Source organism: Acinetobacter sp. WA-87, assembly GCF_039938935.1.
Classification (GTDB): domain Bacteria; phylum Pseudomonadota; class Gammaproteobacteria; order Pseudomonadales; family Moraxellaceae; genus Acinetobacter; species Acinetobacter seifertii.
This window is the reverse complement of sequence record NZ_JBDUVF010000004.1, coordinates 1-26,225: the sequence shown is the minus strand read 5'-3', so window position 1 is coordinate 26,225 and position 26,225 is coordinate 1. Positions and strand designations below refer to the sequence as shown.

Annotated in this window: 23 protein-coding genes, 1 tRNA gene and 1 pseudogene; 5 read left to right on the top strand and 20 right to left on the bottom strand. The window is 39.4% G+C overall.

The window, feature by feature from the left end:
- Positions 1-46: 46 nt before the first annotated feature.
- Together ABFY81_RS12605 and ABFY81_RS12600 are read right to left on the bottom strand one after the other, a co-directional pair.
- Positions 47-538, bottom strand: coding sequence for a hypothetical protein (locus ABFY81_RS12605; RefSeq protein ID WP_347913892.1), 492 nt, complete (start codon positions 536-538; stop codon positions 47-49).
- Between the two features lie 240 nt (positions 539-778).
- Positions 779-1,426: an alpha/beta hydrolase gene (locus ABFY81_RS12600; protein WP_347913891.1), complete on the bottom strand. Its 648-nt coding sequence runs from the start codon at positions 1,424-1,426 to the stop codon at positions 779-781.
- Positions 1,427-1,497: 71 nt separating this feature from the next.
- Between ABFY81_RS12600 and ABFY81_RS12595 the strand changes: the two genes are divergently transcribed.
- Positions 1,498-1,863 carry a MerR family transcriptional regulator gene (locus ABFY81_RS12595; protein ID WP_100290198.1) on the top strand — a complete coding sequence of 122 codons (366 nt, stop codon included), beginning with the start codon at positions 1,498-1,500 and terminating at the stop codon, positions 1,861-1,863.
- 21 nt (positions 1,864-1,884) lie between these two features.
- Here the strand turns inward: ABFY81_RS12595 and ABFY81_RS12590 are convergent, their stop codons facing one another.
- Positions 1,885-2,643: a hypothetical protein gene (locus ABFY81_RS12590; protein ID WP_004699140.1), complete on the bottom strand. Its 759-nt coding sequence runs from the start codon at positions 2,641-2,643 to the stop codon at positions 1,885-1,887.
- 177 nt (positions 2,644-2,820) lie between these two features.
- On the opposite strand from ABFY81_RS12590, the gene ABFY81_RS12585 reads away from it, so the two are divergent.
- The 3 genes from ABFY81_RS12585 to ABFY81_RS12575 all read left to right on the top strand — a co-directional run bounded on the left by ABFY81_RS12585 (position 2,821) and on the right by ABFY81_RS12575 (position 6,047).
- Entirely contained in the window at positions 2,821-3,531 is a 711-nt protein-coding gene (locus ABFY81_RS12585; protein ID WP_039251221.1) for a DsbA family oxidoreductase, read from the top strand.
- Between the two features lie 351 nt (positions 3,532-3,882).
- Positions 3,883-5,022 (top strand): hypothetical protein, encoded by a 1,140-nt coding sequence (locus ABFY81_RS12580; protein ID WP_347913890.1) that lies wholly within the window; start codon positions 3,883-3,885, stop codon positions 5,020-5,022.
- A 122-nt stretch (positions 5,023-5,144) separates the two neighbouring features.
- Entirely contained in the window at positions 5,145-6,047 is a 903-nt protein-coding gene (locus tag ABFY81_RS12575) for a selenocysteine synthase (RefSeq protein WP_347913889.1), read from the top strand.
- Positions 6,048-6,131: 84 nt separating this feature from the next.
- On the opposite strand, the gene htpG is transcribed toward ABFY81_RS12575, so the two are convergent.
- The 5 genes from htpG to ABFY81_RS12550 form a co-directional block, all read right to left on the bottom strand.
- Positions 6,132-8,051 carry a molecular chaperone HtpG gene (htpG, locus tag ABFY81_RS12570; protein WP_191028700.1) on the bottom strand — a complete coding sequence of 640 codons (1,920 nt, stop codon included), beginning with the start codon at positions 8,049-8,051 and terminating at the stop codon, positions 6,132-6,134.
- A gap of 102 nt (positions 8,052-8,153) precedes the next feature.
- A complete protein-coding gene (locus ABFY81_RS12565) occupies positions 8,154-8,507 on the bottom strand; it encodes a lysozyme inhibitor LprI family protein (RefSeq protein WP_004699150.1) in 354 nt (117 codons plus the stop codon).
- A gap of 181 nt (positions 8,508-8,688) precedes the next feature.
- Entirely contained in the window at positions 8,689-9,279 is a 591-nt protein-coding gene (locus tag ABFY81_RS12560) for an OmpW family outer membrane protein (RefSeq protein WP_191000806.1), read from the bottom strand.
- 329 nt (positions 9,280-9,608) lie between these two features.
- Entirely contained in the window at positions 9,609-11,033 is a 1,425-nt protein-coding gene (locus tag ABFY81_RS12555) for a Na+/H+ antiporter NhaC family protein (RefSeq protein ID WP_004699154.1), read from the bottom strand.
- A gap of 101 nt (positions 11,034-11,134) precedes the next feature.
- Positions 11,135-12,016 carry an alpha/beta fold hydrolase gene (locus tag ABFY81_RS12550; protein ID WP_347913888.1) on the bottom strand — a complete coding sequence of 294 codons (882 nt, stop codon included), beginning with the start codon at positions 12,014-12,016 and terminating at the stop codon, positions 11,135-11,137.
- 117 nt (positions 12,017-12,133) lie between these two features.
- Here ABFY81_RS12550 and ABFY81_RS12545 point away from each other — a divergent pair, with 117 nt between their 5' ends.
- Positions 12,134-12,619 (top strand): DUF4442 domain-containing protein, encoded by a 486-nt coding sequence (locus tag ABFY81_RS12545; protein WP_347913887.1) that lies wholly within the window; start codon positions 12,134-12,136, stop codon positions 12,617-12,619.
- A 39-nt stretch (positions 12,620-12,658) separates the two neighbouring features.
- Here the strand turns inward: ABFY81_RS12545 and ABFY81_RS12540 are convergent, their stop codons facing one another.
- From ABFY81_RS12540 to ABFY81_RS12485, 12 genes and pseudogenes are all read right to left on the bottom strand, one after another.
- A complete protein-coding gene (locus tag ABFY81_RS12540; RefSeq protein ID WP_025465051.1) occupies positions 12,659-13,015 on the bottom strand; it encodes a hypothetical protein in 357 nt (118 codons plus the stop codon).
- Between the two features lie 213 nt (positions 13,016-13,228).
- Complete coding sequence (locus ABFY81_RS12535) at positions 13,229-13,594, bottom strand: hypothetical protein (RefSeq protein ID WP_004699161.1); 366 nt, start codon at positions 13,592-13,594, stop codon at positions 13,229-13,231.
- A gap of 178 nt (positions 13,595-13,772) precedes the next feature.
- Positions 13,773-17,966 carry a DNA-directed RNA polymerase subunit beta' gene (rpoC, locus tag ABFY81_RS12530; RefSeq protein ID WP_004699163.1) on the bottom strand — a complete coding sequence of 1,398 codons (4,194 nt, stop codon included), beginning with the start codon at positions 17,964-17,966 and terminating at the stop codon, positions 13,773-13,775.
- A gap of 86 nt (positions 17,967-18,052) precedes the next feature.
- Positions 18,053-22,141 (bottom strand): DNA-directed RNA polymerase subunit beta, encoded by a 4,089-nt coding sequence (gene rpoB, locus ABFY81_RS12525; protein ID WP_004699165.1) that lies wholly within the window; start codon positions 22,139-22,141, stop codon positions 18,053-18,055.
- Positions 22,142-22,445: 304 nt separating this feature from the next.
- Entirely contained in the window at positions 22,446-22,814 is a 369-nt protein-coding gene (gene rplL / locus ABFY81_RS12520) for a 50S ribosomal protein L7/L12 (RefSeq protein WP_004699168.1), read from the bottom strand.
- A 48-nt stretch (positions 22,815-22,862) separates the two neighbouring features.
- A complete protein-coding gene (gene rplJ, locus ABFY81_RS12515) occupies positions 22,863-23,369 on the bottom strand; it encodes a 50S ribosomal protein L10 (RefSeq protein ID WP_004699170.1) in 507 nt (168 codons plus the stop codon).
- A gap of 315 nt (positions 23,370-23,684) precedes the next feature.
- On the bottom strand, positions 23,685-24,380 hold the full coding sequence (gene rplA / locus ABFY81_RS12510; protein WP_004699173.1) for a 50S ribosomal protein L1: 696 nt from the start codon (positions 24,378-24,380) through the stop codon (positions 23,685-23,687).
- Between the two features lie 3 nt (positions 24,381-24,383).
- Positions 24,384-24,812, bottom strand: a complete 429-nt coding sequence (gene rplK / locus ABFY81_RS12505; protein ID WP_001074682.1) for a 50S ribosomal protein L11 — start codon at positions 24,810-24,812, stop codon at positions 24,384-24,386.
- A gap of 109 nt (positions 24,813-24,921) precedes the next feature.
- Positions 24,922-25,455, bottom strand: coding sequence for a transcription termination/antitermination protein NusG (gene nusG / locus ABFY81_RS12500; RefSeq protein WP_003654499.1), 534 nt, complete (start codon positions 25,453-25,455; stop codon positions 24,922-24,924).
- A 7-nt stretch (positions 25,456-25,462) separates the two neighbouring features.
- Complete coding sequence (gene secE, locus ABFY81_RS12495; RefSeq protein ID WP_004699177.1) at positions 25,463-25,903, bottom strand: preprotein translocase subunit SecE; 441 nt, start codon at positions 25,901-25,903, stop codon at positions 25,463-25,465.
- 75 nt (positions 25,904-25,978) lie between these two features.
- Positions 25,979-26,054, bottom strand: a tRNA-Trp gene (locus tag ABFY81_RS12490).
- A gap of 60 nt (positions 26,055-26,114) precedes the next feature.
- Positions 26,115-26,225: pseudogene (locus ABFY81_RS12485) on the bottom strand (elongation factor Tu); the annotation flags it as partial.

The following is a 26,225-nucleotide window of genomic DNA, read 5'->3' as shown; positions in this document are numbered from 1 at the left end:
TTAACACCAAGATAAAAAATCCCCGCTCAATGCGGGGATTTTTATTTTATCGGCCTTTTAAACCGTCTTGGATTTGTTGCTGTAATTTCAAAATATCATCTAAATTTACTTTCATCGTACCTTCACGATAACCATCGACATTACCTCGATTAATGTTCAACGGCTTTAACATTTCAAAAAGACCATTGGTTGGGTCAGAAGACTGAATCCCACCCGCTACAGCTAAAATATATTCTCGTAAAAATGGAGAAAGTTGTGAGAGATCAGGCTGCGCAATAACGGGCTGATAATCTACGGTCGTCATACCTTCAGGGACTAAAGCATTCTGTATATCGTTATATATTTTATATTCATGGTGTTGTAGTGCTTGGCGTACATTCTTATCTTCTTGAAATGGCACAAAGCCCACCTCATCACGTAGCTCAGATTCAGCCATAACGCGAATAGTGGGTAAAGTCGTTACCTCTTCTGCCTGAACAGTTGGCAAACCCATAAAAGCAAATGCAGCGATTAAAGCTGATTGTTTTAAAAAGCTCATAACTTGCTCCAAAAAATCAGTCATCCTATTTCAATCAAAAGATGAAGATTCAAATAAAGGTCTCTATAAATAGGCTACAACAAACTGTATCTTGATTCAGTAAAGCTCGGATAAACGGTAAATATAATTAAAATTTTTAATGTAATAGTGAGGGACTTTTATTAATAGAAAGCCGAATAGAAAAACCACCCTATAAATGATTTATAACCATTTATAGAGTGAAATTTATCTTATAAATTTTTAGTCGTTCTCTAACATTTCTTTTAAAGAATTCACGACTTGCGGAAATGTCGTATAACCTTCCCGACCTAAAAAATGTCCGCCATTAGGAACTGTAATGTACGGCGCATCAATATCTTTAGCCAATTGAACTGTCAGTTTTGGTGGAACCAAATCATCATTATCAGACAAATACACCAGCTTTTTGTTTATCCCCTTAAAGTAATTGGTGTCGACTTTGCTCTTTGTTATATAAGCTGTGAGAGGTGAAGAATCTGCAATTGGTCCAGAGAATCCAGATACTAAAATCATTCCTCCAATATGTTGATAACCATGTCTTTGCAAAAAGTGCAGCAAAGTAATCACACCCAAACTATGTGCCACAAAATAGGTATTTTCATTAACCTGTGGAATCTGTTCATCTAAAACCTTCTGCCAAGCATCTACATCTGGATGCTCAGAATCTGGAAATGGTATTAGGGTCACAGCCGTATGTTCATCTTCTATTTGATGGTTTAGGTCCAAAAACCAGTGATCATGTATAGAAGCAGAATAACCGTGAAGTACAAATATTTGACGCATGTTCTTCTCCTGAAGTTCTAGTGTTTTGGCATTTGCAACAAATGACATCAATCCGAATAACACCAATAAAATGAGTTTTCTGATCATTGAACAAGTACCATTTTGAAAGATAAAAGCATGCTAAACTATGACACCACTGTTAAGGTCAAGCCTATTTTATGAACCTAGCTAAAGTCGCCGAGCTTACAAAAGTTAGTCCGCGTATGCTGCGTTATTATGAAAGTTTAGGGCTAATACAACCTCATCGTGCAAGCAATAACTATCGAAGTTATACCCAAAAAGACATTGAGAATATTAAGAAAATTAAAATATTAAATGATGCAGGTATGACACTAAAAGATATCCAAGTGTTATTACCGTGTTTTGATTTAGATGAAAGGATATTTACGCTCTGCCCTATTGTTCAAGAAAAGCTACAAACAGAACTGATGCATGTATGTGAGCAGTTAAACAAACTACAAACTTCTCAAAGTTTATTACAATCTTTCTTGGTAAAAGGCAAAGCTGAGAGCACCAATACATAGTAGTTGATGCTCATGCTGTCATTATTCTTCTAGCTCATTTTCTAAAGCAGCCACGTTCTTTTTCTTAATACTTTCAATTTTTGCATTAAGCTTTAAAACATGCTGGTAAAGCTCGTTAAATTTTTTAACTTGGGCATTTTCATGAAAAAGAATCATATGATCTTTCTTTTGCCACGAATAATTTTTTAGAAGTTTAAACATTTCCTCTGCATCATCTAAAATTTGTAGCTCAATCACAAAAATTGCATGATCCTGATCAGCCTTTTGCTGAGTTCCCAATTTCATTTCAAGTAGTTGTCTCGTATCTGCATCAACAGATAATTCCTGAATTTTAGCGAGAAAAGTCTTATGAATTGATTCATATTCAGATTGATATTTATCTGAAGCTTTTCGAACATCCGCCAACATCTTTTCTGTTTCAGCATATTTTTGTTTTTTATCAATATCCAAACGGTCAACATTTAAAAAAGTGTCCCATTTCGCAGCTTTTAGTTCTCTTAAATATTCATTGCGCGCATTTACGTTTTGAACCCAATAATTTAAAAGAAACTCGGAGACTTGCTTGTAGTGTCCTGCAAGCCGTTTATCATGAATATCGAGTTGTACAGGTTTAGACCAATCTTGAGCCTGTTCATAAAGTTCACTCATTTTTTCACTCATCACCACATCGAACATTTCGCTACTGTCTTTAGCTTGTTGCTGTTTAATATGTTGATAGGAAAAAAAGACAATAGCCGCAATGACGACCAGACCTGCAATCGCAATCAAAATTCGGCGCATACGCACCTCCTATTTCCATTCTTATAGTTTTGCTCTTTATAGTTATAAAATAGAGCTCTTAATTCTTTATATGTCATTTATTTCACAATACGCAACACTCTATTCGCTATTCAATGCTTTAAATCCTGATACATCACCCCTATTATGATGGGTAATTAAAATTTATGAGATTCTCCCATGCGTGTTGATGTCTGGTCTGATGTAGTTTGTCCTTTCTGTTACATCGGCAAAAAACGCCTTGAACATGTCGCGGCTGAAGCTGGTATTGAACTTGATATTCATTGGCATAGTTTCGAACTAGATCCAAATGCGCCAGCAACACATGACACTTCAAATACTGAGCGTTTAGCGAAAAAATATGGTCGAACCTATGAAGAGATGGAAGAAATGGAGCGCAACATTGCGGCCATGGCTGCCTCTGAAGGAATCGACTTCCAATGGCAAAAAGCCAACTCGGGCAATAGCTTTAACGCTCACCGCATTATTCACTTAGCCCAAAGTAAAGGCTTAGGTAACCAAGCAAAAGAAGCCTTTTTCCATGCTTATATGACTGAAGGTTTAGCGATTGGTGAACGTGAAGTGGTAGAAGAAATTGCTTCTCGTATTGGCCTTGATAATGCCGAAGTTGAATTTGTATTAGATACAAATGAATTGGCTGATTTCGTTCGTCATGACGAAAAAATTGCGCACGAGCAACTCAACGTAACTGGCGTACCATTCTTTGTATTTGATCAAAGAGTTGCACTTGCAGGTGCACAGCCTCGTGAAGTGTTTTTACAAGTGTTAGAACAAGCACAGCTCAAGGCAAATACTCAAGAAATCGAGCAAGATGATGCGGCTGTTTGTAATGATGAAACATGTGATATCCCACAAAATAAACAGTCTTAACTGTAAAGTGTGAACAAATCGTATGTTTTATCACCGTTTTAGCAATAGAGCGTTCTAAAAAAAGAACTATTCAATTGTTTAAAATGCGTTTATGATTGCCACTTAGAATATTCGCGCTGTAATGTTCTGTTTTTTATGTGTTTAATGATCGGAATTTGAAGTTTCCCTGATCTAAAATCCCCCTAGTTTGGGGGATTTTTTTTGCTTAAAAATTCTCGCTACTAGCTTAAACTTTTTCATTTAGTTCAAATATGTAAAAAAAGTTAAATTTACTTAACTTTTGTGTCGTCCTCTTGATTTTATTAGAAAAATCAACAAAAGTGACAATAACAACAAAACATAAAGATAGATATGAAAACATTTCACGTTATTACGTATCGGCAGCTTTTTGCACTTGTAACATTAGGATTTGGTTCAGTATGCATGGCTCATGCAGAAATAAATTCTTCGTCAACTCAGCAAGTAGAGAGTTTGCCATCTGGAGCTCAAACTCAAGAAAATAAAGGTGAAAATCTTTTAGATCAGATCCCAAGGTGGATTGATGCAACTCCAACGATTTTTCCTGAGCAGTCCAATCACCCTATTGTTCCACCCATGGAACAAACTGAAGACCAGACTTGGTTTGATCGCAAGCAAAAGAAAATCCGCAATTGGGCCGATCATACATCTGAAAAAATTGACAACTGGTTTGGTGAAGTCGACCCTCAAAAACCAGCAACAGCAACGATCCGTGTCATGGTTGATAACTATTGGAATGAGTACGATAACTTTGAAATCAAGCCCAGAATTCGCGGTAAGATCAAGCTTCCTACACTAGAGAAACGTTTGAGCGTGGTATTTGGTGATGACTCATTAGATAATGAATTTAATAACAGTCCGGCCAATATCAACCAGAATCCAAATCAAGATTCAAACAAGAAAATTGATGCTAAACGCACACGAGATGACAATAGTTCAATCGCGTTACGATGGTCAAATTTCTCTAAAAAACTGCCGTTTGAAACAGATGCTGACTTGGGTATACGCTCTGGAGACGATGTGTATGTCCGTTTAAAAGCATCAAGAGATTGGCAATTACGTAATGATTTTAAATTTTATGCAGAAGAAATTTATCGATATGGTATTCATAGCGAAAATTATTTACGTACTAACCTAGAACTCACCCATGCTCGTCCAAATCAACCAATATTATCAAATCAGTTCAGCTTAACGTATGCCGATGATCAAAATGATGATTTAACATGGGAAAACCGAGTTTTCCGCGAACATAGTTTCTTTGCAAACAACCGTTTTAACTATGGTATTTATACAGGTGGCTATTACAACGACAACGATTTACGCTTAAACAGTTGGGGTCCATTTGTATCATGGCGTCAGCCGCTCTTTCGTGAATGGTTCTTTGTACAAGGCGACGTCAATTACTTTAATGACCACCGTGAAGACCGTAACCATTTTGTCAGCACATTCTTACGTTTAGAAGCACTGTTCTAATTGTTAAGAACCACCTTGGAGGCTGTCTCCAAGGTGGTGAAAAATAAAATACTTTTAAATAAAAATTTAAGCTTTTTCCCTTACAATACTGAGCTAACTTTTGATTCCTGATTTTCAGAAAAATGAATCAATTCTCTTCTTTTTCATTCGAATATAAATCTAAAGCCTTACTTTGTATTTATAGTTTAGGTATGTTGGTTTTAATTCCTCATACGCAACTTTTCTCTACTTCTTTTAAGCATCAACGCTCTACAAGACGATCTCTACATTCGTCCATCGTATTCATAAAAAGTAACAGTCACTCTCTATCTTTTTCACCTTCACCCTGTGAAGCAGAAACAAATAATGATTCAGATGCCGCACTGATTCAGGACTTAATGGCCGTATTTGGAAATGATACGTTATGGAGCCGTGCAACTCAGCCCAAGCATCCTTATAAAACCTTGGGTAAGAAAAAGAAGAAAGCTTCAACCCCTCGTATTTCAGTCAGTAATCCACTTACTGCAAGTTGGGATACTATTTCAACATGGATACCTTTTGAAAATAATCTTGATTTAGGCTCAAACTCAGACAGTGATGTTTACGTCCAATTTCTTGCCAAGAAAAAATGGAATTTAAGACATAATATGAGCTTAGATACAGAGCAACTGTTCCGCTACGGCTCAACCAGCAGGAACTACACTGAAACAACACTGAACTTGACGCAAAAAATGCAAGACAACACCCTATTCGCTAACAAATTTAATGTGAATAAGAGTGAAAATGAAGAATACAACTGGGGTAATTGGACTTTTCAACAATTTGAGTTTGTAAAAGACAATAGTCTGACTTACGGTATTTATAGTGGTGGCGTATATACCAAAAATGACATGCGGGTAAATAGTTGGGGCCCCTATCTTTCATGGCGTCAGCCTATATGGCGAGATTGGATTTTTATGCAAAATGATCTTAACTTTTTTAACTATATTGATGATGACCCTAAGCATCAATTGAGTATGCAAATGAATCTAGAAGCTAGTTTTTAGCCAAAAATCATTAAGTTGTGGATAACTCTTTCTTTATCCACAAAAAAAGCCCCTGACAGTTCAGAGGCTTTTTTTATATCAAAATTATTTCAACAACAAGCTATTAATACGCTTCACATAAGCTGCTGGGTCTTCTGGTAAACCACCTTCAGCAATCACAGCCTGATCAAAAATCACGTTCGCCAAATCATCAAATTGTTCCGAGCCTTCAAGTTTTTTCACCAAAGGATGCTCAGGGTTAATTTCTAAAATTGGCTTGATTTCAGGAACAGCTTGACCTGCTTGTTTCAGCATACGAATAAGTTGCGGTGATAATTCACCTTCACTTGTTACTAAACACGCTGGAGAGTCGACCAATCGGGTTGTTACACGTACTTCTTTAGTTTTGGCTTTCAATGAGTCACTTAGCTTTTCAACCACAGGCTTAAATTGTTCAGCCGCTTGCTCAAGTGCCTTTTTCTCTTCTGCATCTTGCAAGTCACCTAAATCAACCGCGCCTTTAGAAACATTCTTCAATGGAGTACCGTCAAACTCTTGAACAAAATTCATTGCCCATTCGTCAACACGCTCTGCCATTAACAATACTTCAATGCCTTTTTTCTTAAACAACTCAAGCTGTGGTGAGTTTTTAGCAGCAGCTAAGCTGTCAGCAGTCACATAATAAATAGCTTTTTGGCCTTCTTTCATGCGAGCTTTATAGTCTGCAAAAGAAGTTACGACTTCATCATTTGTTGAAGTTGCATAACGTAATAATTTTAAAATACGTTCGCGATTACCAAAGTCTTCACCCAAACCTTCTTTAAGTACTGAGCCAAACTCAGTGTAGAACGCTTTGAACTTTTCTTGGTCTTTTTCATCTTCTGATTTAGCCAAACCATCAAGTACAGTCAATACACGGCGTGCATTACCTTCACGAATTGTTTTAACGTCACGGCTTTCTTGCAATAACTCACGGCTAACATTCAGCGGTAAATCTGCACTATCCACCACACCTTGTACAAAGCGTAAATAGTTTGGAATTAAGTTATCTGCATCATCCATAATGAAGACACGTTTTACATATAGCTTAATTCCCGCTTTTGCTTCACGTGTAAAAATGTCATGAGGAGCTTTGCTTGGAATATAAAGTAATTGGGTATATTCAGTACTACCTTCAACTCGGTTATGCGCCCAAGCGAGTGGTGCATCAAAGTCATGCGTTAAGTTTTTATAAAACTCAACATATTGCTCATCTGTCACTTCACTTTTGTTACGGGTCCATAAAGCACTTGCAGAGTTAATCGCTTCCCACTCGTCAGTTTTGACCATTTGACCACCTTTAGGCTCTTCACCCTCAGCAGCCTCTTCTTCCTGCCAAACTTCTTTTTGCATTTCAATTGGCAAACTAATGTGGTCAGAGTATTTGTTAACGATCTGCTTAACTTTATAAGATTCTAAATAATCAAGCGCGTCATCACGCAAGTGAAGAATAATGTCAGTACCACGTGAAGCTTTATCAATTTGCTGAACTTCAAACTCGCCAGTACCACCACTAATCCAACGTACACCTTCAGATGCATCTGAGCCTGCACGACGTGATTCAACCGTAATTTTATCTGCAACAATAAAACCTGAGTAAAAACCCACACCAAACTGACCAATCAGCTGAGCATCTGCTTTCTGATCGCCTGTCAATTTTGACATGAAGTCTTTAGTCCCAGATTTTGCAATGGTACCCAAGTTATCAATTGCTTCTTGTTGGCTTAAACCAATACCGTTATCAGAGATCGTTAAGGTTTTATCTTCTTTATTTAAGCTGATTCGTACATGTAAATCTGGATCATTTTCATAATATTCAGGATGATTGATTCCTTCAAAACGTAACTTATCACATGCATCAGATGCATTAGAGATCAGCTCACGCAAGAAAATTTCAGGGTTAGAATAGAGAGAATGCGTCACTAAATGTAAAAGCTGTGCTACTTCTGCTTGGAAACTATAATTTTGTGATGCTTGTTCACTCATAAATCACTCCTTAAATTTTGAAGTCTGTTTGTTCTCGAATGCTTTATGAATGGAGTATTTCTAGAATTTTTCAATCCTGAATATTAAAAAATTTTACTTTAATTAAAATGGGCCATGGCTTAACACTCTATCTTGCAGGATAGAATCCAACTGTTGTTGTCTCTGCTGATAAGCTTTGGAAATACAACTAACGTTGGCAGCGCAGGCATTTCTTTTTTTCAACCATTGTTGTTGAGTATCTTTTTGATTATCTCTGCCTCCCATCGGTAATGCATGTAAAACAATTTGATAGGTTGTTGCCATTTTCACATCTGCATCATTTAAAGAGCGGTTTTTACAAATACTCAGTTCTGTCTTAGTTTTTGCAGCATTACACGAAAAACTAGCAGCCTGTACATTATGGGCAAAAGCCATACCACTAAAAAGTGCTAGAGCTATGGCAAATTTTCTATTCATGAGATTATTCCTTTAAAGATATATAAAAAATAGTTTAAAAATAAAAGGTGAAAGAATATGTAGAAAACTGTCTGTTTTATGCTTTTTTTAGTGATGTTAAAAATAAAAAACCTCACATAAAATCTATGTGAGGTGCCTGAGTCTAGGTTTGTTATTATATTCTTTCTATTTATTATTATGCTTAAAATCTATAGCTATAACCTAAAGTATAAACAAATGGGTTAATATTTAAATCGAACTTATAATTAGCAATTGAAGGATCAATTGTTACTTCGGGGCTAATATCTGCATAACGAACATCTACAAATACTCCCCAGTTTTTCGCATCAGCAGGCTGAAAGTTAAAACCAACTTGCCCAGCTATACCAAAATCTTCTTTTACTTTCACAGCAACGCCTTGCTCATCCCAAGGAATGAATGCTGTCGCCCCTATACCAATATACGGTGTGAAACGAGTTGAGTTTTTAAAATGATATTTTGCAGTAATTGTTGGTGGTAATTGTTTAATACGAGCGGCATTCTTACCATCTAATAAAACATCATGATTGACGGGCGCTGCTAATAATAATTCAGCCGAAAAAGGAGATTCGCCAAAAAAGTATTCAACTGATGGTGTAAATGCATATTCATGATCAGCTTTTACTACGCCTAAAGGAGTTGTTGTATCGTCAGATGGAGCAATAACACTACCACCAAATTTTACTTGCCAATTACCAGCAAAAGTAAATGAAGACATCCCCATTAATGCAATAACCAACGCTTTCTTGAACACTTTAATATCTCCAACCTTATTTATATTTATAATAAACATTTATTTTAAATTGATGCAACACCTATTATAAAATTATTTTTATATTTATTTTTAAATAACTGTTTTAAATAAAATTATATATTAACCAACTATTTTAATTGGTTTTTATTCCAACCTTATTAATCAGAATTATTTTATATAACCAACCTTTTTAATATACTTTTAAATCCGAGCATTTTAATATAATTTATTTTGAATACATGTTTTATTTATTCCATAAAAAAAGCCTTCTTAATGATCACCTTTGGATAATTATTAAGAAGGCTTTAAATTTAATATATTATGAAAAATTATAAAATCATAGCTGCAATCCAGCCAAAAACGAGTAGAGGGATATTAAAATGAATAAATGTTGGAATAACAGTATCCCAAATATGGTCATGTTGCCCATCAACACCTAAACCAGCTGTAGGCCCTAGCGTTGAATCAGAAGCTGGAGAGCCTGCATCACCTAAAGCCGCAGCTGTACCTATCAGTGCAATCGTTGCTAATGGTGAAAAACCAAACTGTACGCATAAAGGAACGTAAATCACTGCCAAGACAGGAACACTAGAGAAAGATGAACCGATACCAATCGTGACAAACAAACCAATACAAAGCATTAAGAAAGCCGCAAGGGCACGATTATCACCAATAATTTCAACCACACCTTTTACCAGTTGATTAATATCACCCGTATGCGTCATGACTGATGCAAAACCCGCAGCAGAGATCATAATAAAGCCGACTAGAGCCATCATTCGCATACCTTGTACGAACACATCATCTGCATCTTGCCATTTAAAAATGCCTGCTGTAGACAAAATTGCGAAGCCCACTAGACCACCTAAAATCATTGAGCCAGAATAAAGCTGTGCAACTAAAGTGAGACCTATCGCCAGTAAAGCCATGAAAATTGTTTTTTTCGCAATGACAGGAGCTTGTTCTGCTTCATGTTTAAGTTCTTCTGCATCTGCTTTTAGATCTGCTGTTTCATCTTGTACTGTTGCACGTAGAGGTTTATCTAAATCAATTGTGGTTACAGGAGTAATAGCTCGATCAGCATAAATTCTTGGTTTACGGTAACTAATAAATACCGCAACTAAAGTACCTAACACCATACCTAAAACTGGAATTGCCATGCCAATTGGCATCATGCCTCGTTCTACATGTAAACCATAAGCAGCACCGATTTTGTTGATATTCCCCATCAAAATTTGTTCAAGGAAAATCGCACCAAAACCAACAGGTAGAAAAATATAGGTACCTACCAAGCCCAAAGTCAGAATACAAGCTGCTGCGCGACGGTCTAGTTTCAAGTGATTCATGACTCGTAATAATGGCGGTACGAGTACAGGAATAAATGCGATATGAACCGGAATCAGGTTTTGAGAGAAAATTGCAGAAATAAGTAGAATGCCTAAGAGTAAATATTTTACTTTGGTTTCACGGCTTTTCCCCGCTTCCATTCCTAATAAACCAATCAGCTTATGGGCAAGTAGGTCAGGTAAACCCGATTTAGAAAGAGCAAGTGCAAATGCACCTAATACGGCATAAGCGAGCGCAACTTCAGCACCATCACCAAGGCCTGCATTAAAAGCATCAACAGTTTGAGAAAGACTTAAACCCGAGACAAGACCACCAACAATGGCAGAAACCACTAATGTCAATACGACAGAAACACGTGCTAGTGAGAGTAAAAACATCACAGCAATCGCCACAACAACAGCATTCATCAACAAATTCAGAACAAAATAAAAGGCGATATTCTATCAGATTCGCATCTACGAAGCCGAAAATATCGCCAAATTAGCAGTTTTGTATATTAAACAATCACTTATTTGCTTTGTGATTGAATAAACTGACGAATATGAGCTGCTACTTTCTCAGCTTGACTTAAAATAGCCCAATGGTTTGCTTCAAGCTCAACATACTCAAAGTTTTCAACCCATTTTGGCATCGCTTCCGTAATATATTCAGGGCTCACAAAAGTATCATATTTTAAAATAATTGCTTTAACTGGACACTGTGCATAACGCTGACGAGGTGCTGTTAAGCGAGGAATAAAATTAGCACGATATAAATTAATCCCGTATTTACCATCAGCAGAAATATTATTATTTAACGGTAAATTATCTTTTCGCTCTAAGTCTTTTAATATTTTACCCCACTTTTCTGGGCTAAAAAGAGACCATACTGTTGGCGCGACAAATGGTAAATGGAAGGCACCGATATACCATGATTTTGTTAAAATTTTTAAGATCTTTGCAGGAGACGTTTTAAGTTTATCTCTTAAGAACAACGCAGCGTGATCTAAACAAGGACCAGAAATGGTTGTATAAGATAACAAGCGGCCTTTAAATTTAGGTTCAGTTGCAGACTCCCACGACTGAATCGAACCCCAATCATGTGCAGCCATATGGAACTGTCGATTTGGCAGCACTTCATCGACGACTTCTTTTAAATCTAAAGATAAGCGCTCTAAACGATAATCGCGTATCCGTTTAGGAATAGATGACAAACCCGCTCCACGGACATCATAAGTAACGATATAAAAATCATTAATTAAATATTCAATGACCGATTCCCATACTTCCTGATTATCAGGATAACCATGGACTAAAATTAATGGGGTCTTTTTCTCATCGCCCCAAGCCTTGGCACATAGGGTTTGTTGATCAGTTGTTGTTACTGTATAAATCTTTGGCTGCATAATCATTTCCTATTTTGTTTTTCAATTGATCATGTCGTTAATCGGATAAAGCATTGCCATCAATATAAAAAAGATGATACTTATCTAGTATGACCAGTGTTGCAATAAAAAAAATTGACTATTATGGCTATTTTAAAAAAACTTCAGAACATTCCTTCTATCTCTAAATTCTTATTTAATTATTATCCTCCCTACCGTGGTGCAGGGATTCATATTGAAATCATGAATTTAGAACTTTGCCACGTTCGGGTAAAAATGCCCCTTAGCTGGAAAAACCAAAATTTAGTGGGAACACATTTTGGCGGTAGTCTTTATTCAATGGTAGACCCGTTCTATATGCTTATTCTTATGCACCATCTAGGACCCAAATATATTGTTTGGGATAAAGCAGCTGAAATTAACTTTTTATCACCTGGACGAAGTACCGTTTACGCTGACATTCGAGTCGACTTAGCAGAGATTGAGCAGATTCGAGAACTCGCCGAGAACTATGCGCCAGTTATGAGAACATACCATCTCAATATTTTTGATGAATCTGGAGTAAGAATTGCTGAAGTACAAAAGACTCTTTACATCCGCCGCAAAAAAGCTAAAGCTTTCCACCAATAAAATAAGCGCTCTAAAGCGCTTATTTTATGTCAATAAATTCTATCTTTTCTCTTCATAGGCTGCGCCAGCACCACCGCCGAGTGCACCACCAATTGCAGCGCCCGTATCACCACCAAAAATTGCTTTACCTACGACAGAGCCAATACCAGCACCAATTGCGCTGCTTGTTGTCGAACTTCTATCACTACCTTTAGCATTTGCCCCCACACCAGCGCCTGCTGCTGCACCAACACCCGCACCTAAACCACCACCTACATGGTTACCTACGCCACCACCCACAGCACCGCCTAATGCAGCAGCACCAATACGCTGATCAGATGGGCTCATATTTTGACAACCAGTAAACATAACTGCAGATAATACTAAAGTAGACACTAAACCAATTGTTTTCTTCATGACCATACTCACTCCATTGTGCTCTATTCCAAGCATAATCTTCTTTTATGGGGAATTTTATGAGTTTGTGTTAATACACTGTTGTGGACGATTGATATTTTGTAAAAGCCTTATAGAATCGATAATTAATTCATCTTAATGCGCATAAATTAAGCAAAAAAAGAAGCTCTCAAAAAACCTAAGAGCTTCTAATTTAGATACAATCAACCTAACTTAGTACTTCCCTTTTTTTTCCTCATAAGCAGCTCCAGCACTACCGCCAAGTGCACCACCAGCGGCAGCACCCGCCTCACCACCAATGACTGCTCCACCTAAAAGTGCCCCTACACCTGCGCCAATTGCACTATTACGCGTAGTTTTACTATTCGAACCTTTTGCATTTGCAGCTACACCTGCACCTAATGCAGCTCCTAAACCTGCGCCAAGGTTACCACCCAAGCTTTTACCCACTGCACCACCAGCACCACCACCAATCGCAGCAGAACCAATACGCTTACTTTCTGGACTTGCGTTTTGACAACCTACAAACAAAGTGCTCGACATTAAACCCACACCTGCAATCATCATCATTTTTTTCATTCGATTTACTCCAGTTTTCATAAGTAGGTAGCCTAATTTGCTTATGTGGAGTCTTTATCCCGCTTAAGTAATAAAATATTTGCTCTTTAATATTCTTATGTAATTACAACTTAAAATTGTTAAATAACTTTAAATAAAAAAGGCACCCTGAGGTGCCTTTTTTAATGCCAATCTAAACTTAGAATTGTTCTGAGTTTAATGCTTGGCTAAATGCTTGGTCTACTTCACTGAAGTCATTATGAAGCTCATGTTCTGCAGCTTCTGCTTCTTGACGACGACGCTCTAAGTGGTACGCAAGACCAGTACCAGCTGGAATCAAGCGGCCCACAACAACGTTTTCTTTCAAGCCACGTAAATCATCTTCTTTACCTGTTACAGCAGCTTCAGTTAACACACGAGTTGTTTCCTGGAACGATGCAGCAGAGATGAACGAGTCAGTAGAAAGCGATGCTTTCGTAATACCCATCAATTGACGTTCAAACTTAGCTGGGAACTTGTTCTGAGCCAATACAGCTTGGTTCTCTTGAACAACGCGAATGTAATCCACTTGCTCGCCTTTGATAAAGCTTGTATCGCCACCATCAGTGATATCAACTTTACGCAACATTTGACGTACGATAACTTCAATGTGCTTATCGTTGATTTTTACACCTTGGAGACGGTAAACGTCTTGAACTTCGTTCACGATGTAGTTTGTTAATGCAACTTCACCTTTCAAACGTAAGATGTCATGCGGGTTTTGTGGACCATCAGAAATAGTTTCACCACGGTTCACATGCTCGCCTTCAAACACGTTGATTTGACGCCATTTTGGAATCAACTCTTCGTAAATTTCAGAGCCGTCATCTGGTGTAATCACTAAACGGTTCTTACCTTTAGTCTCTTTACCAAAGCTTACGATACCAGACACTTCTGCCAAGATTGCATGCTCTTTAGGTTTACGCGCTTCGAACAAGTCAGCAACACGCGGAAGACCACCGGTAATATCACGAGTACGTGATGTTTCTTGTGGTACACGACCGATAACGTCACCCACACCAATTGTTTCGCCATCACGGACAGTTACAATTGTATTTTGTGGTAAGAAGTAGAACTGTTCAGTGCCATCAGTCATATCTAATACGATTGCTGGACGTAAATCTTTACCAGAAGCAGGACGTGCTGTTACAGGTAAGATTTCAACAGTTGTCATACCGGTTGCATCATCAGTTTTCGATGTTGCAGTTACACCATCAGCAATTTGGCTGAAACGTGCTTTACCAGCAACTTCTGTTACTAATGGATGTGTATGCGGATCCCAAGTTGCAACGATACCACCAGCCTCAACCATTTCACCATCTTTCAACAAGATGCTTGCACCGTAAGGAAGTTTATAACGTTCGCGCTCACGACCTAGCTCATCAGCAATACCAATTTCACCTGAACGTGAAACTGAAACCAAGTGGCCTTTTGCATGTTGTACAGTTTTCACGTTGTGGAAACGTACAGTACCTTTGTTACGTACTTGAACACTGTTTGCAGCAGAAGTTCGGCTCGCAGCACCACCAACGTGGAACGTACGCATCGTTAACTGTGTACCTGGTTCACCAATTGACTGTGCAGCCATTACACCTACTGATTCACCTGGGTTCACCAAGTGACCACGTGCAAGGTCACGACCATAACAACGAGCACATACACCGAATGTAGATTCACATGCGATTACTGAACGTACTTTAACTTCATCGACACCAGCTTCTTCAAGCTGAGCTGCGATTTTCTCGTCAATTAACGTACCACGAGGTAATACAACTTCATCATCAGATGCACGACGTACATCTTCAGCAGTTACACGACCTAATACGCGGTCACGTAATGGCTCGATAACATCACCACCTTGAATGAATGGAGTCATCACCAAGCCACCCGCTGTACCACAGTCAGGTTCGGTAATTACTAAATCTTGCGCTACGTCTACAAGACGACGAGTCAAGTAACCAGAGTTCGCAGTTTTTAATGCTGTATCGGCCAAACCTTTACGCGCACCGTGTGTCGAAATAAAGTACTGAAGTACTGTTAAACCTTCACGGAAGTTCGCTTTAATCGGTGTCTCAATAATCGAGCCATCTGGTTTTGCCATCAAACCACGCATACCAGCAAGCTGACGAATCTGTGCCGCACTACCACGGGCACCAGAGTCAGACATCATGTAAATGCTGTTAAATGATTTTTGCTTCTCGTCTTCACCTTGTTTGTTTTTAACAACAGTGTAAGACAAGTTATCCATCATCGCTTTCGCAACTTGGTCGTTTGTACGCGCCCAGATATCGACAACTTTGTTATAACGTTCACCAGCAGTTACGAAACCTTGTTCGAACTGTTGTTCGATTTCACGAACTTCTGTTTCCGCTTTATCAATAATTGTGTGTTTTGTAGGTGGAATGAGCATGTCTTCCATACCTACAGATACACCTGAACGAGTCGCTTGACGGAAGCCCAAGTACATTAACTGGTCAGCGAAGATAACAGTATCTTTCAAACCAAGTTTACGGTAGCAAGAGTTGATTAACTTAGAGATGTTCTTTTTAGTCATCTCAAGGTTGATCATGTCAAAGCTTAGACCTTGTGGAACAACTTCCCAAAGTAAACAACGACCTGGTGTTGTATCAACGATAATCGTTTGGTGTTCACGTTCACCATTTTCATTGATAACAGTTTGATGCACACGCACTTTAACACGCGCATGAATCGCAACTTGACCAGTTGCAAGTGCACGGTTTACTTCGTGAGTGTCAGCAAACACCATGCCTTCACCTTTGGCATTTACTGCATCACGAGTGATGTAGTAAAGACCCAAGACAACGTCCTGAGAAGGAACGATGATTGGCTCACCGTTTGCTGGTGACAAGATGTTGTTTGTTGACATCATCAATGCACGAGCTTCTAACTGTGCTTCAAGTGTCAATGGAACGTGTACCGCCATTTGGTCACCGTCGAAGTCGGCGTTAAACGCAGCACAAACGAGTGGGTGAAGACGGATTGCCTTACCTTCAATAAGAATAGGTTCAAATGCTTGAAGACCTAAACGGTGAAGTGTTGGCGCACGGTTCAACATTACTGGATGTTGACGAATTACAGATGCAAGAACGTCCCAAACTTCTGGAGTTTCACGCTCAACCATTTTCTTCGCAGCTTTAATGGTTGTTGCCTGACCTGAAGCTTGTAGTTTCGCGAAAATAAATGGTTTGAATAATTCAAGTGCCATTTTCTTCGGAAGACCACATTGGTGAAGACGTAAAGTAGGACCTACAGTAATTACCGAACGACCAGAATAGTCAACACGCTTACCTAACAAGTTCTGACGGAAACGACCTTGCTTACCTTTGATCATATCTGCCAAAGATTTTAATGGACGTTTGTTAGAACCAGTGATTGCACGACCACGACGACCGTTATCAAGCAATGCATCTACAGACTCTTGTAACATACGTTTTTCGTTACGTACGATAATGTCTGGTGCTGCAAGGTCAAGAAGACGCTTCAAACGGTTGTTACGGTTAATCACACGACGATATAAATCGTTCAAGTCAGAAGTCGCGAAACGACCACCTTCAAGTGGAACTAATGGACGTAAATCTGGTGGAAGCACCGGAAGTACATTCATTACCATCCATTCAGGCTTGTTGTTTGAATCTTTGAATGCTTCCATCAATTTCAAGCGTTTAGACGCTTTTTTCAACTTCGTTTCAGAAGTTGTTTGAGGAATTTCTTCACGTAAACGTGAAATTTCAGCTTCAAGATCGATGTCTTTCAACAAGTCTTGAACAGCTTCCGCACCCATTTTTGCAACAAATTCGTCACCGTGCTCTTCTAGAGCTGTAAAGTATTCTTCATCATTAAGAAGTTGATACTTTTCAAATGGCGTCATGCCAGGATCAGTAACAACGTATGATTCGAAATACAACACGCGTTCGATATCACGAAGAGTCATATCAAGTAATAAACCGATACGGCTTGGTAACGATTTTAAGAACCAGATATGCGCAACTGGTGAAGCAAGTTCGATGTGACCCATACGTTCACGACGAACTTTCGCTGTAGTTACTTCAACGCCACATTTTTCACAAATGACGCCTTTATATTTCATACGCTTGTATTTACCACACAAGCATTCGTAATCTTTTACTGGACCAAAAATTTTGGCACAGAATAAACCATCACGTTCTGGTTTGAACGTACGGTAGTTGATTGTCTCAGGTTTTTTAACTTCACCATGAGACCATGACTTAATCATTTCTGGTGACGCAAGACCAATACGGATACGGTCGAACTCAATTGGTGCATGACCATCTGAATCCGTTTTCTTACGCATGATATCGAGCAAGTCTTTCAATTTTTTTCTCCGTGTGTCGGGAAGCCTCGCTTACCCGACTGGGTCACAAATATTGTTTTTTCCTAAAAAATCGTGAGTCTTACGACTTAGTCACCATTTTTCAGTTCAATGTTGATACCTAAAGAACGGATCTCTTTGGTCAATACGTTGAACGATTCAGGCATACCCGGATCCATATAATGGTTACCATCTACAATATTCTTATAGATGCGAGTACGTCCTTCAACGTCATCCGACTTCACTGTAAGCATTTCTTGAAGGGTATATGCTGCACCGTATGCTTCAAGTGCCCATACTTCCATCTCACCGAAACGCTGACCACCGAATTGTGCTTTACCACCAAGCGGCTGTTGTGTAACAAGTGAGTAAGAACCAGTTGAACGCGCATGCATCTTGTCATCAACCAAATGGTTCAACTTAAGCATGTACATATAACCAACAGTTACTGGACGATCGAACTGTTCACCTGTACGTCCGTCAAACAATACTGTTTGACCTGTACGTGAAATGTCAGCTAATTCAAGTAAATCTTTAATTTGACTTTCTTCAGCACCATCAAATACCGGAGTAGCCAAAGGCACACCAGCGCGCAAGTTGCCTGAAAGTGCTAGGATTTCGTCATCCGTTAAGCTATCAAGATCTTCTTGCTCGCCACCGACTTTGTTATAAATCTTGTCTAAGAATTCACGTAGCTCTAAAACTGTACGTTGTTCTTTCAACATTTTTTCGATTTTGTCACCAAGCCCTCTAGCCGCCATACCCAAGTGAGTCTCAAGAATCTGACCCACGTTCATACGAGATGGTACACCCAGTGGGTTCAATACGATATCTACTGGCACACCGTTAGCATCGTGTGGCATGTCTTCAACAGGTAAGATGTTAGAAACAACACCCTTGTTACCGTGACGACCAGCCATCTTATCACCAGGTTGAATACGACGTTTAACAGCTAGGTAAACCTTAACAACTTTCAATACACCAGTTGTTAACTCGTCACCTGTTGCAAGCTTACGTTTCTTCTCAGCAAATTTCTCATCGATTTCTGCGCTCTTCTCTTTCAAGAACACTTGAATTTGAGTTAAACGCTCAGCGATTGCTTCATCTGTTGGCTGGATTTCAAGTAAATCAACAAGCTCTAAACCAGATAATAAATCTTCAGAAAGTTTATCACCGCGTTTAGTTGAACCACCACCATTAGACTCTTGGCCTTTAAGTAAACGAATTACACGTTCACGAGCCGCTTCTTCGAAGATTTTATATTCTTCTTTCAAGTCTTTACGGTAAGAATCAAGCTGTGCTTTTTCAATCGCTAATGCACGGTCATCTTTCTCTAAGCCATCACGAGTGAAGACTTGAACATCGATAACTGTACCTTTAGTACCAGATGGAACACGTAAAGATGAATCTTTAACGTCAGCAGCTTTTTCACCAAAGATTGCGCGAAGCAATTTTTCTTCAGGAGTTAACTGAGTTTCGCCTTTAGGCGTTACTTTACCAACTAAGATGTCACCAGCAGTAACTTCAGCACCGATATAAACGATACCTGACTCATCAAGTTTAGAAAGCGCAGCTTCACCTACGTTAGGAATATCGGCAGTAATTTCTTCTGCACCTAACTTAGTATCACGTGCTACACATGACAATTCTTGAATATGAATAGAAGTTAAACGGTCTTCTTGAAGAACACGCTCAGATAACAAGATCGAGTCTTCATAGTTGTAACCATTCCATGTCATGAACGCTACACGCATGTTTTGACCAAGCGCAAGTTCACCCATGTCTGTAGATGGACCGTCTGCCAAGATGTCACCACGAGCAACTTTGTCGCCCAAATTCACGATAACATTTTGGTTAATACAAGTATTTTGGTTCGAACGTGTATATTTGATGAGGTTATAGATATCTACACCCGCCTCACCAGCAACCATCTCATCTTCGTTTACACGAATAACGATACGAGAAGCATCTACAAATTCAATTGCACCACCACGATTTGCGATTACACACACACCAGAGTCACGTGCTACGTTCGCTTCCATACCAGTACCAACAAGTGGCTTGTCAGCACGTAAAGTAGGAACAGCCTGACGTTGCATGTTCGAACCCATCAATGCACGGTTCGCGTCATCGTGTTCAAGGAATGGAATAAGTGATGCAGCAACAGATACAACCTGCTGTGCAGAAACGTCCATATGCGTCACTTTTTCAGGTGGCATACGTACGAATTCACCTTGGTGACGAACAGAAACGAAGTCTTCTGTTAAGTTGCCATCTTTATCTACAGCAGAATCGGCCTGTGCAATAACAGTGCCTACTTCTTCAATAGCAGATAAATATTCAACCGCATCAGTTACACGACCATCTACAACTCGGCGGTAAGGTGTTTCCAAGAAACCGAAATCATTCGCTTTTGCATATACAGAAAGCGAGTTGATCAAACCAATGTTTGGACCTTCAGGAGTTTCAATTGGACAAACACGACCATAGTGAGTTTGATGCACGTCACGTACTTCGAAGCCAGCACGCTCACGTGTTAAACCACCAGGACCAAGCGCAGATACACGACGCTTGTGTGTAATCTCAGATAATGGGTTGTTTTGGTCCATGAACTGAGATAATTGGCTTGAACCAAAGAATTCTTTGATTGCCGCAGCAACTGGCTTAGCGTTAATCAAGTCTTGTGGAGACAAGTTATCTGTTTCTGCTTGGCTTAAACGTTCTTTAACAGCACGCTCAACACGAACTAAACCAACACGGAATTGGTTCTCTGTCATTTCACCAACAGAACGTACACGACGGTTACCTAAATGGTCGATATCGTCTACTTCGCCTTTACCGTTACGGATTTCAACCAATGTACGTAATACATCGATGATATCTTCGTGCGACAAAATACCTTCAACTTCACGAGACTTCTGATCAGTACCAACTTCGTAAGGACGACCTAAACGACGGTTGAACTTCATACGACCTACTGGAGATAAGTCATAACGCTCAGAAGAGAAGAATAAGTTATTGAATAAGTTTTCAGCAGCTTCTTTTGTTGGCGGCTCGCCTGGACGCATTACTTTATAAATTTCAACTAAAGCTTCTTCACGTCCTGCTGTTGTGTCTGCACGCAATGTATCAGCAACAAAAGAACCACGATCGATGTCGTTTGTGAACAGGATGTTAAATTGCTTAACACCACCTTCCGCTAACTTCACCATCACTTCATGGCTTAATAACGTATTCGCAGCAATTACTTCACCATCACGTAAAGTAATATCTTCAGCAGTAATACGCTCATATAAGTATTCATCAGGAACTGAAAGCTTAGTTAAACCTGAAGCTTCCATTTGACGTACATGGCGCGCGTTAATACGTTTACCTTGCTCAACAATGACTTTACCTTCATTGTCAGTAATATCAAATTGAGCCATTTCACCACGTAAACGCTCAGGAACAAGGTCAATTTGATAACTGCCCATGTCTAGGTACACAGGTACTTTTTCGTAGAACAAATTCAAGATTTGTTCATTGTTATAACCTAGTGCACGTAACACAACAGTAGCAAGTAATTTACGACGACGGTCAATACGTACGTAAACTAGATCTTTTGCATCGAACTCAAAGTCTAACCATGAACCACGGTAAGGAATGATACGTGCTGAATACAACACTTTACCACTTGAGTGAGTCTTACCTTTATCATGGTCGAAGAACACACCTGGTGAACGGTGTAATTGAGATACGATTACACGCTCAGTACCATTGATTACAAAGGTACCATTTTCAGTCATGAGTGGCATTTCACCCATGTAGACTTCTTGTTCACGTACGTCTTTAATTGATTTAGTTTCGCGATCTTTAATAATCAAACGAATTTTTACGCGCATTGGTGCCGCATAAGTCGAACCACGTAAAATACATTCACGCACATCAAACTCAGGCTTACCAAGGCTATACTCAACAAATTCTAAAGCAGCATTGCCAGAATAACTTTCTATAGGAAAAACTGAACGAAATGCGGCCTGGAGACCGATATCTTCACGGTTTTTTGGAGATTTGCCACCTTGCAAGAACGTTCTATACGAATCGACCTGAATCGAGAGTAAGTACGGTGCTTCCATTACTTGGGGCAACTTACCAAAATTCTTACGGATCCGTTTCTTTTCGGTATATGAGTATGCCATCTGGAGTCCTCGGAAAGTAAACCAAGCCCGCCTGCAGAACGGGCTCAGAAGGAATTACACAGGCCGATATGGCCACCACTGCTTACAAATGCTGCAACTTTTAGTGGTACTAAAACACTTAACAATATTTTTTAAAAAGAAAAATATTGGTAAGCATTTGAAATTAATTGATTTATTTAGTTTTTTCTAAAAAATAAACAAAACTAACAAAAATCGAGCCGATTATTGTAACGCAAAAAGGCTGATGACCCAAGAGCCATCAGCCATTTTATGGAGCCGATTTAAAAACCGACTCCTTTTACAATTACTTAAGTGTAACTGTAGCACCAGCTTCTTCAAGTTTCTTCTTAAGTTCTTCGCCTTCTTCTTTAGAAACGCCTTCTTTAAGAACTTGAGGAGCACCTTCAACTAGGTCTTTAGCTTCTTTAAGACCAAGGCCAGTTGCTTCACGAACTGCTTTAATTACAGCTACTTTGTTAGCACCGAAAGAAGTCAACTCAACGTTGAATTCAGTTTGTTCTTCAGCAGCAGCAGCGCCTGCAGCAGGAGCAGCTACAGCTACAGCAGCAGCAGAAACGTTGAATTTCTCTTCGAAAGCAGAAATTAATTCAACAAGTTCAAGAACAGTTTTTTCAGCAACTGCGTTTAAGATTTCTTCGTTTGTTAAAGCCATGAGATTAACTCCAAATGGATATTGAATGGTGTGAAAGTAGATTTAAGCTTAAGCAGCTTCTGACTCGTTTTTCTCTTGAAGCGCTGTAAGTAAGCGACCCAATTTCGAAATAGGAGCTTGAAGAACAGATGCGAGCATAGTAAGCGCTTTTTCTTGGTTTGGAAGATTTGCAATTACGCTAACATCAGCACCTTGATAAAGTTTGCCGTCAAATGCAGCAGCTTTTAATTCAAATGCTTTGTTAGTTTTAGCAAATTCTTCAAACAAGCGTGCAGCTGCACCCATATCGTCTTCAGAAGTTGAGAATGCTAAGATTGTTGGGCCAACAAGGTTGTCATTCAAGATTGCAAATTGCGTATCTTGAAGAGCACGTTTAGCCAAAGTATTACGTACAACACGTGTAGCAACACCTAGTTTACGAGCTTCAACACGAAGAGTAGTTAATTGCTCAACGGTTAAACCTTGATAGTCAGCAACAACGGCAGCGAACGCTGTAGAAGCAGTTTGAGCTACTTCAGCAACGATCTGTTTTTTGCTTTCAATAAGAAGAGCCATTGTAAAACCTCCTAACGGTGATTTATGTACTCAAAAAAGTACACTCCCAATTCGCAAGCCTTTCGACTTACACGCGGAGGAGGAACAAATCACACCACCGCGTCTACGCAGGCTGAGCTATTAAGAAAAGTCACTATTAAAAAATAACGCCTTCTCGCCTGAGGTCTTTGACGCTGATAAATTCTCATTTATCAATTCAAAGTCTGCCTGATAAGTAAGTAATAAAGCTTTGCTTCATTCAAACTTAAATAAAAATATTTTTTATTTAAGTTTTGTCCTCATCAGGACTTTAAAATTCTTTACTAAGTTTAAAACTTAGTTAGAAACGTTGTTTACATCAACAGTAAGACCAGGACCCATAGTTGAGCTCAAAGTGATCTTTTTGATGTATACACCTTTAGAAGTTGCAGGTTTTAACTTTTTCAAGTCAGCAACTAAAGTTTCAACGTTTTGACGGATAGCAGCAGCATCGAAGCCTAATTGACCGATCGCAGCATGGATAATACCCGCTTTGTCTACACGGTAACGAGCCTGACCAGATTTAGCGTTTTTAACAGCATTCGCTACGTCAGGAGTTACAGTACCAACTTTAGGGTTTGGCATTAAACCACGTGGACCAAGAATTGTACCGAGCTTACCAACAACACGCATAGCGTCTGGAGCAGCGATTACAACATCAAAGTCAAGGTTTCCACCTTGGATGCTTTCAGCAAGGTCATCAAAACCTACAACATCAGCACCAGCTTCTTTAGCAGCTTCTGCTTGCGCGCCTTGAGCAAATACAGCTACACGTACAGTTTTACCAGTACCTGCAGGTAATGTAGTTGCGCCACGAACAACCTGGTCAGATTTACGTGGGTCTACACCAAGATTTACAGCAACATCCAAAGATTCTTTGAATTTTGCAGCAGGTAGGCTGTTAAGAACTTCTACCGCTTCTTCCAAAGTGTAAACTTTGTTTGCTTCAACAGCAGCAGCAATGGCTTTTTGACGTTTAGTTAACTTTGCCATGTCTTATAGCTCCACTTCCAAGCCCATAGAACGTGCAGAACCAGCGATGGTACGAACACGTGCGTCTAAATCAGCACCAGTTAAATCTGGCTCTTTAGTAGTCGCAATTTCTTCTAACTGAGCACGAGTCAACTTACCAACTTTAGTTTTGTTTGGTACAGATGAACCCTTTTGGATACCAGCAGCTTTCTTAAGAAGAATAGAAGCTGGAGGAGTTTTCATGATGAATGTGAACGACTTGTCGTTGTACACAGTAATCACTACAGGAATTGGAAGACCTGGTTCAACTTTTTGTGTAGCAGCATTGAATTCTTTACAGAATGCCATGATGTTTACACCACGTTGACCTAATGCAGGACCAATTGGTGGAGATGGATTTGCTTTACCAGCTGGAACTTGCAGCTTGATATAGCCGTCAATCTTCTTAGCCATTTTAAAATACCTCTGGGTACAAACGCCGCTAGGCTCCCCAATCTTTACGCAACACTACTGTTACAACAACAATGCCCGATAAAATCGGGCGCTTTTCAACCAATTGAGATTAAATCGTTTTTTCGACTTGACGAAATTCGAGTTCAACCTGAGTTGGTCGATTAAATACATTAATCGTCAACGTTAAACGTGACTTTTCGTATTGAACCTCTTCCACCACACCCTTAAAGTCAGTGAACGGGCCATCAATAACGAGTAATTCTTCACCTGGTTCAAACATCGTCTTAGGACGTGGAGCTTCACCAGTATTACGTACACGCGCAAGAATCGCATCTGCTTCACGTTGAGTGATTGGCGCAGGTTTTTCAGGTGTACCACCGATAAAACCTAATACTTTCGGACATTCTTTAACAATATGCCAAGTATCGTCATTCATTTCCATTTCAACTAACACATAGCCAGGAAAGAATTTACGCTCAGACTTACGTTTCTTGCCATCCTTCATTTCTACCACTTCTTCGGTAGGAACAAGGACATCACCAAAGCTATCAGCAACAGCGCTACGCTGGATTCGTTCTGTAAGCGAACGCAACACTTGTTTTTCATAGCCAGAGTAGGCATGAATAATGTACCAACGTTTCATAGCTCTTTTACCCGATAATCAACTTAATTAACCAACCCAAACCATAGTCAAAGCACCATAAAACCAATGATGCAACAACTACAACCAATAGAACCTGCCACGATGTAGTGACTGTTTCTTGTTTTGTTGGCCAAGTTACTCGACGCAATTCGACTCGTGCATCTTTTAGCAAACGAACGAAGCCTTTACCTTGATGGGTGGCGTATAATAAACCTAAAGCCACAACGATACAAGCTAAAATTGCACCAACGCGGACCCAAACATTATTTGCAGGTGCCCAATACGCTGGCAAGTGCTGATTCACCATAGTAGCCGAAAGCAACAATGCAATTGCAATCACCCATAGAACAATATCTAGAGGCGAACCAGAACGAACAACTTCAGCAGAATTATTTCTTTGAGGAATTGGCGCGTCGCTCAATGCGTCACGCGATTTATCATTCGACATTTTTGTACTCGTCGTAGAACTCGCGACTTATTATATGAACAACTAAGCCAGCATCAAGCTTTTTATTTCAAAATATGGCAGGTCAGGAGGGACTCGAACCCCCAACATTCGGTTTTGGAGACCGACGCTCTACCAATTGAACTACTGACCTATAATGCAAGTTGAGAGCCAAAGCCCTCAACTTGAGACGTAATCCGTCACTATATTATGCTTATGCAGTTACTTTCGCAACAACACCAGCACCTACAGTACGACCACCTTCACGGATCGCAAAACGTAGACCTGGGTCCATTGCGATTGGGTGGATTAATTCTACTGACAT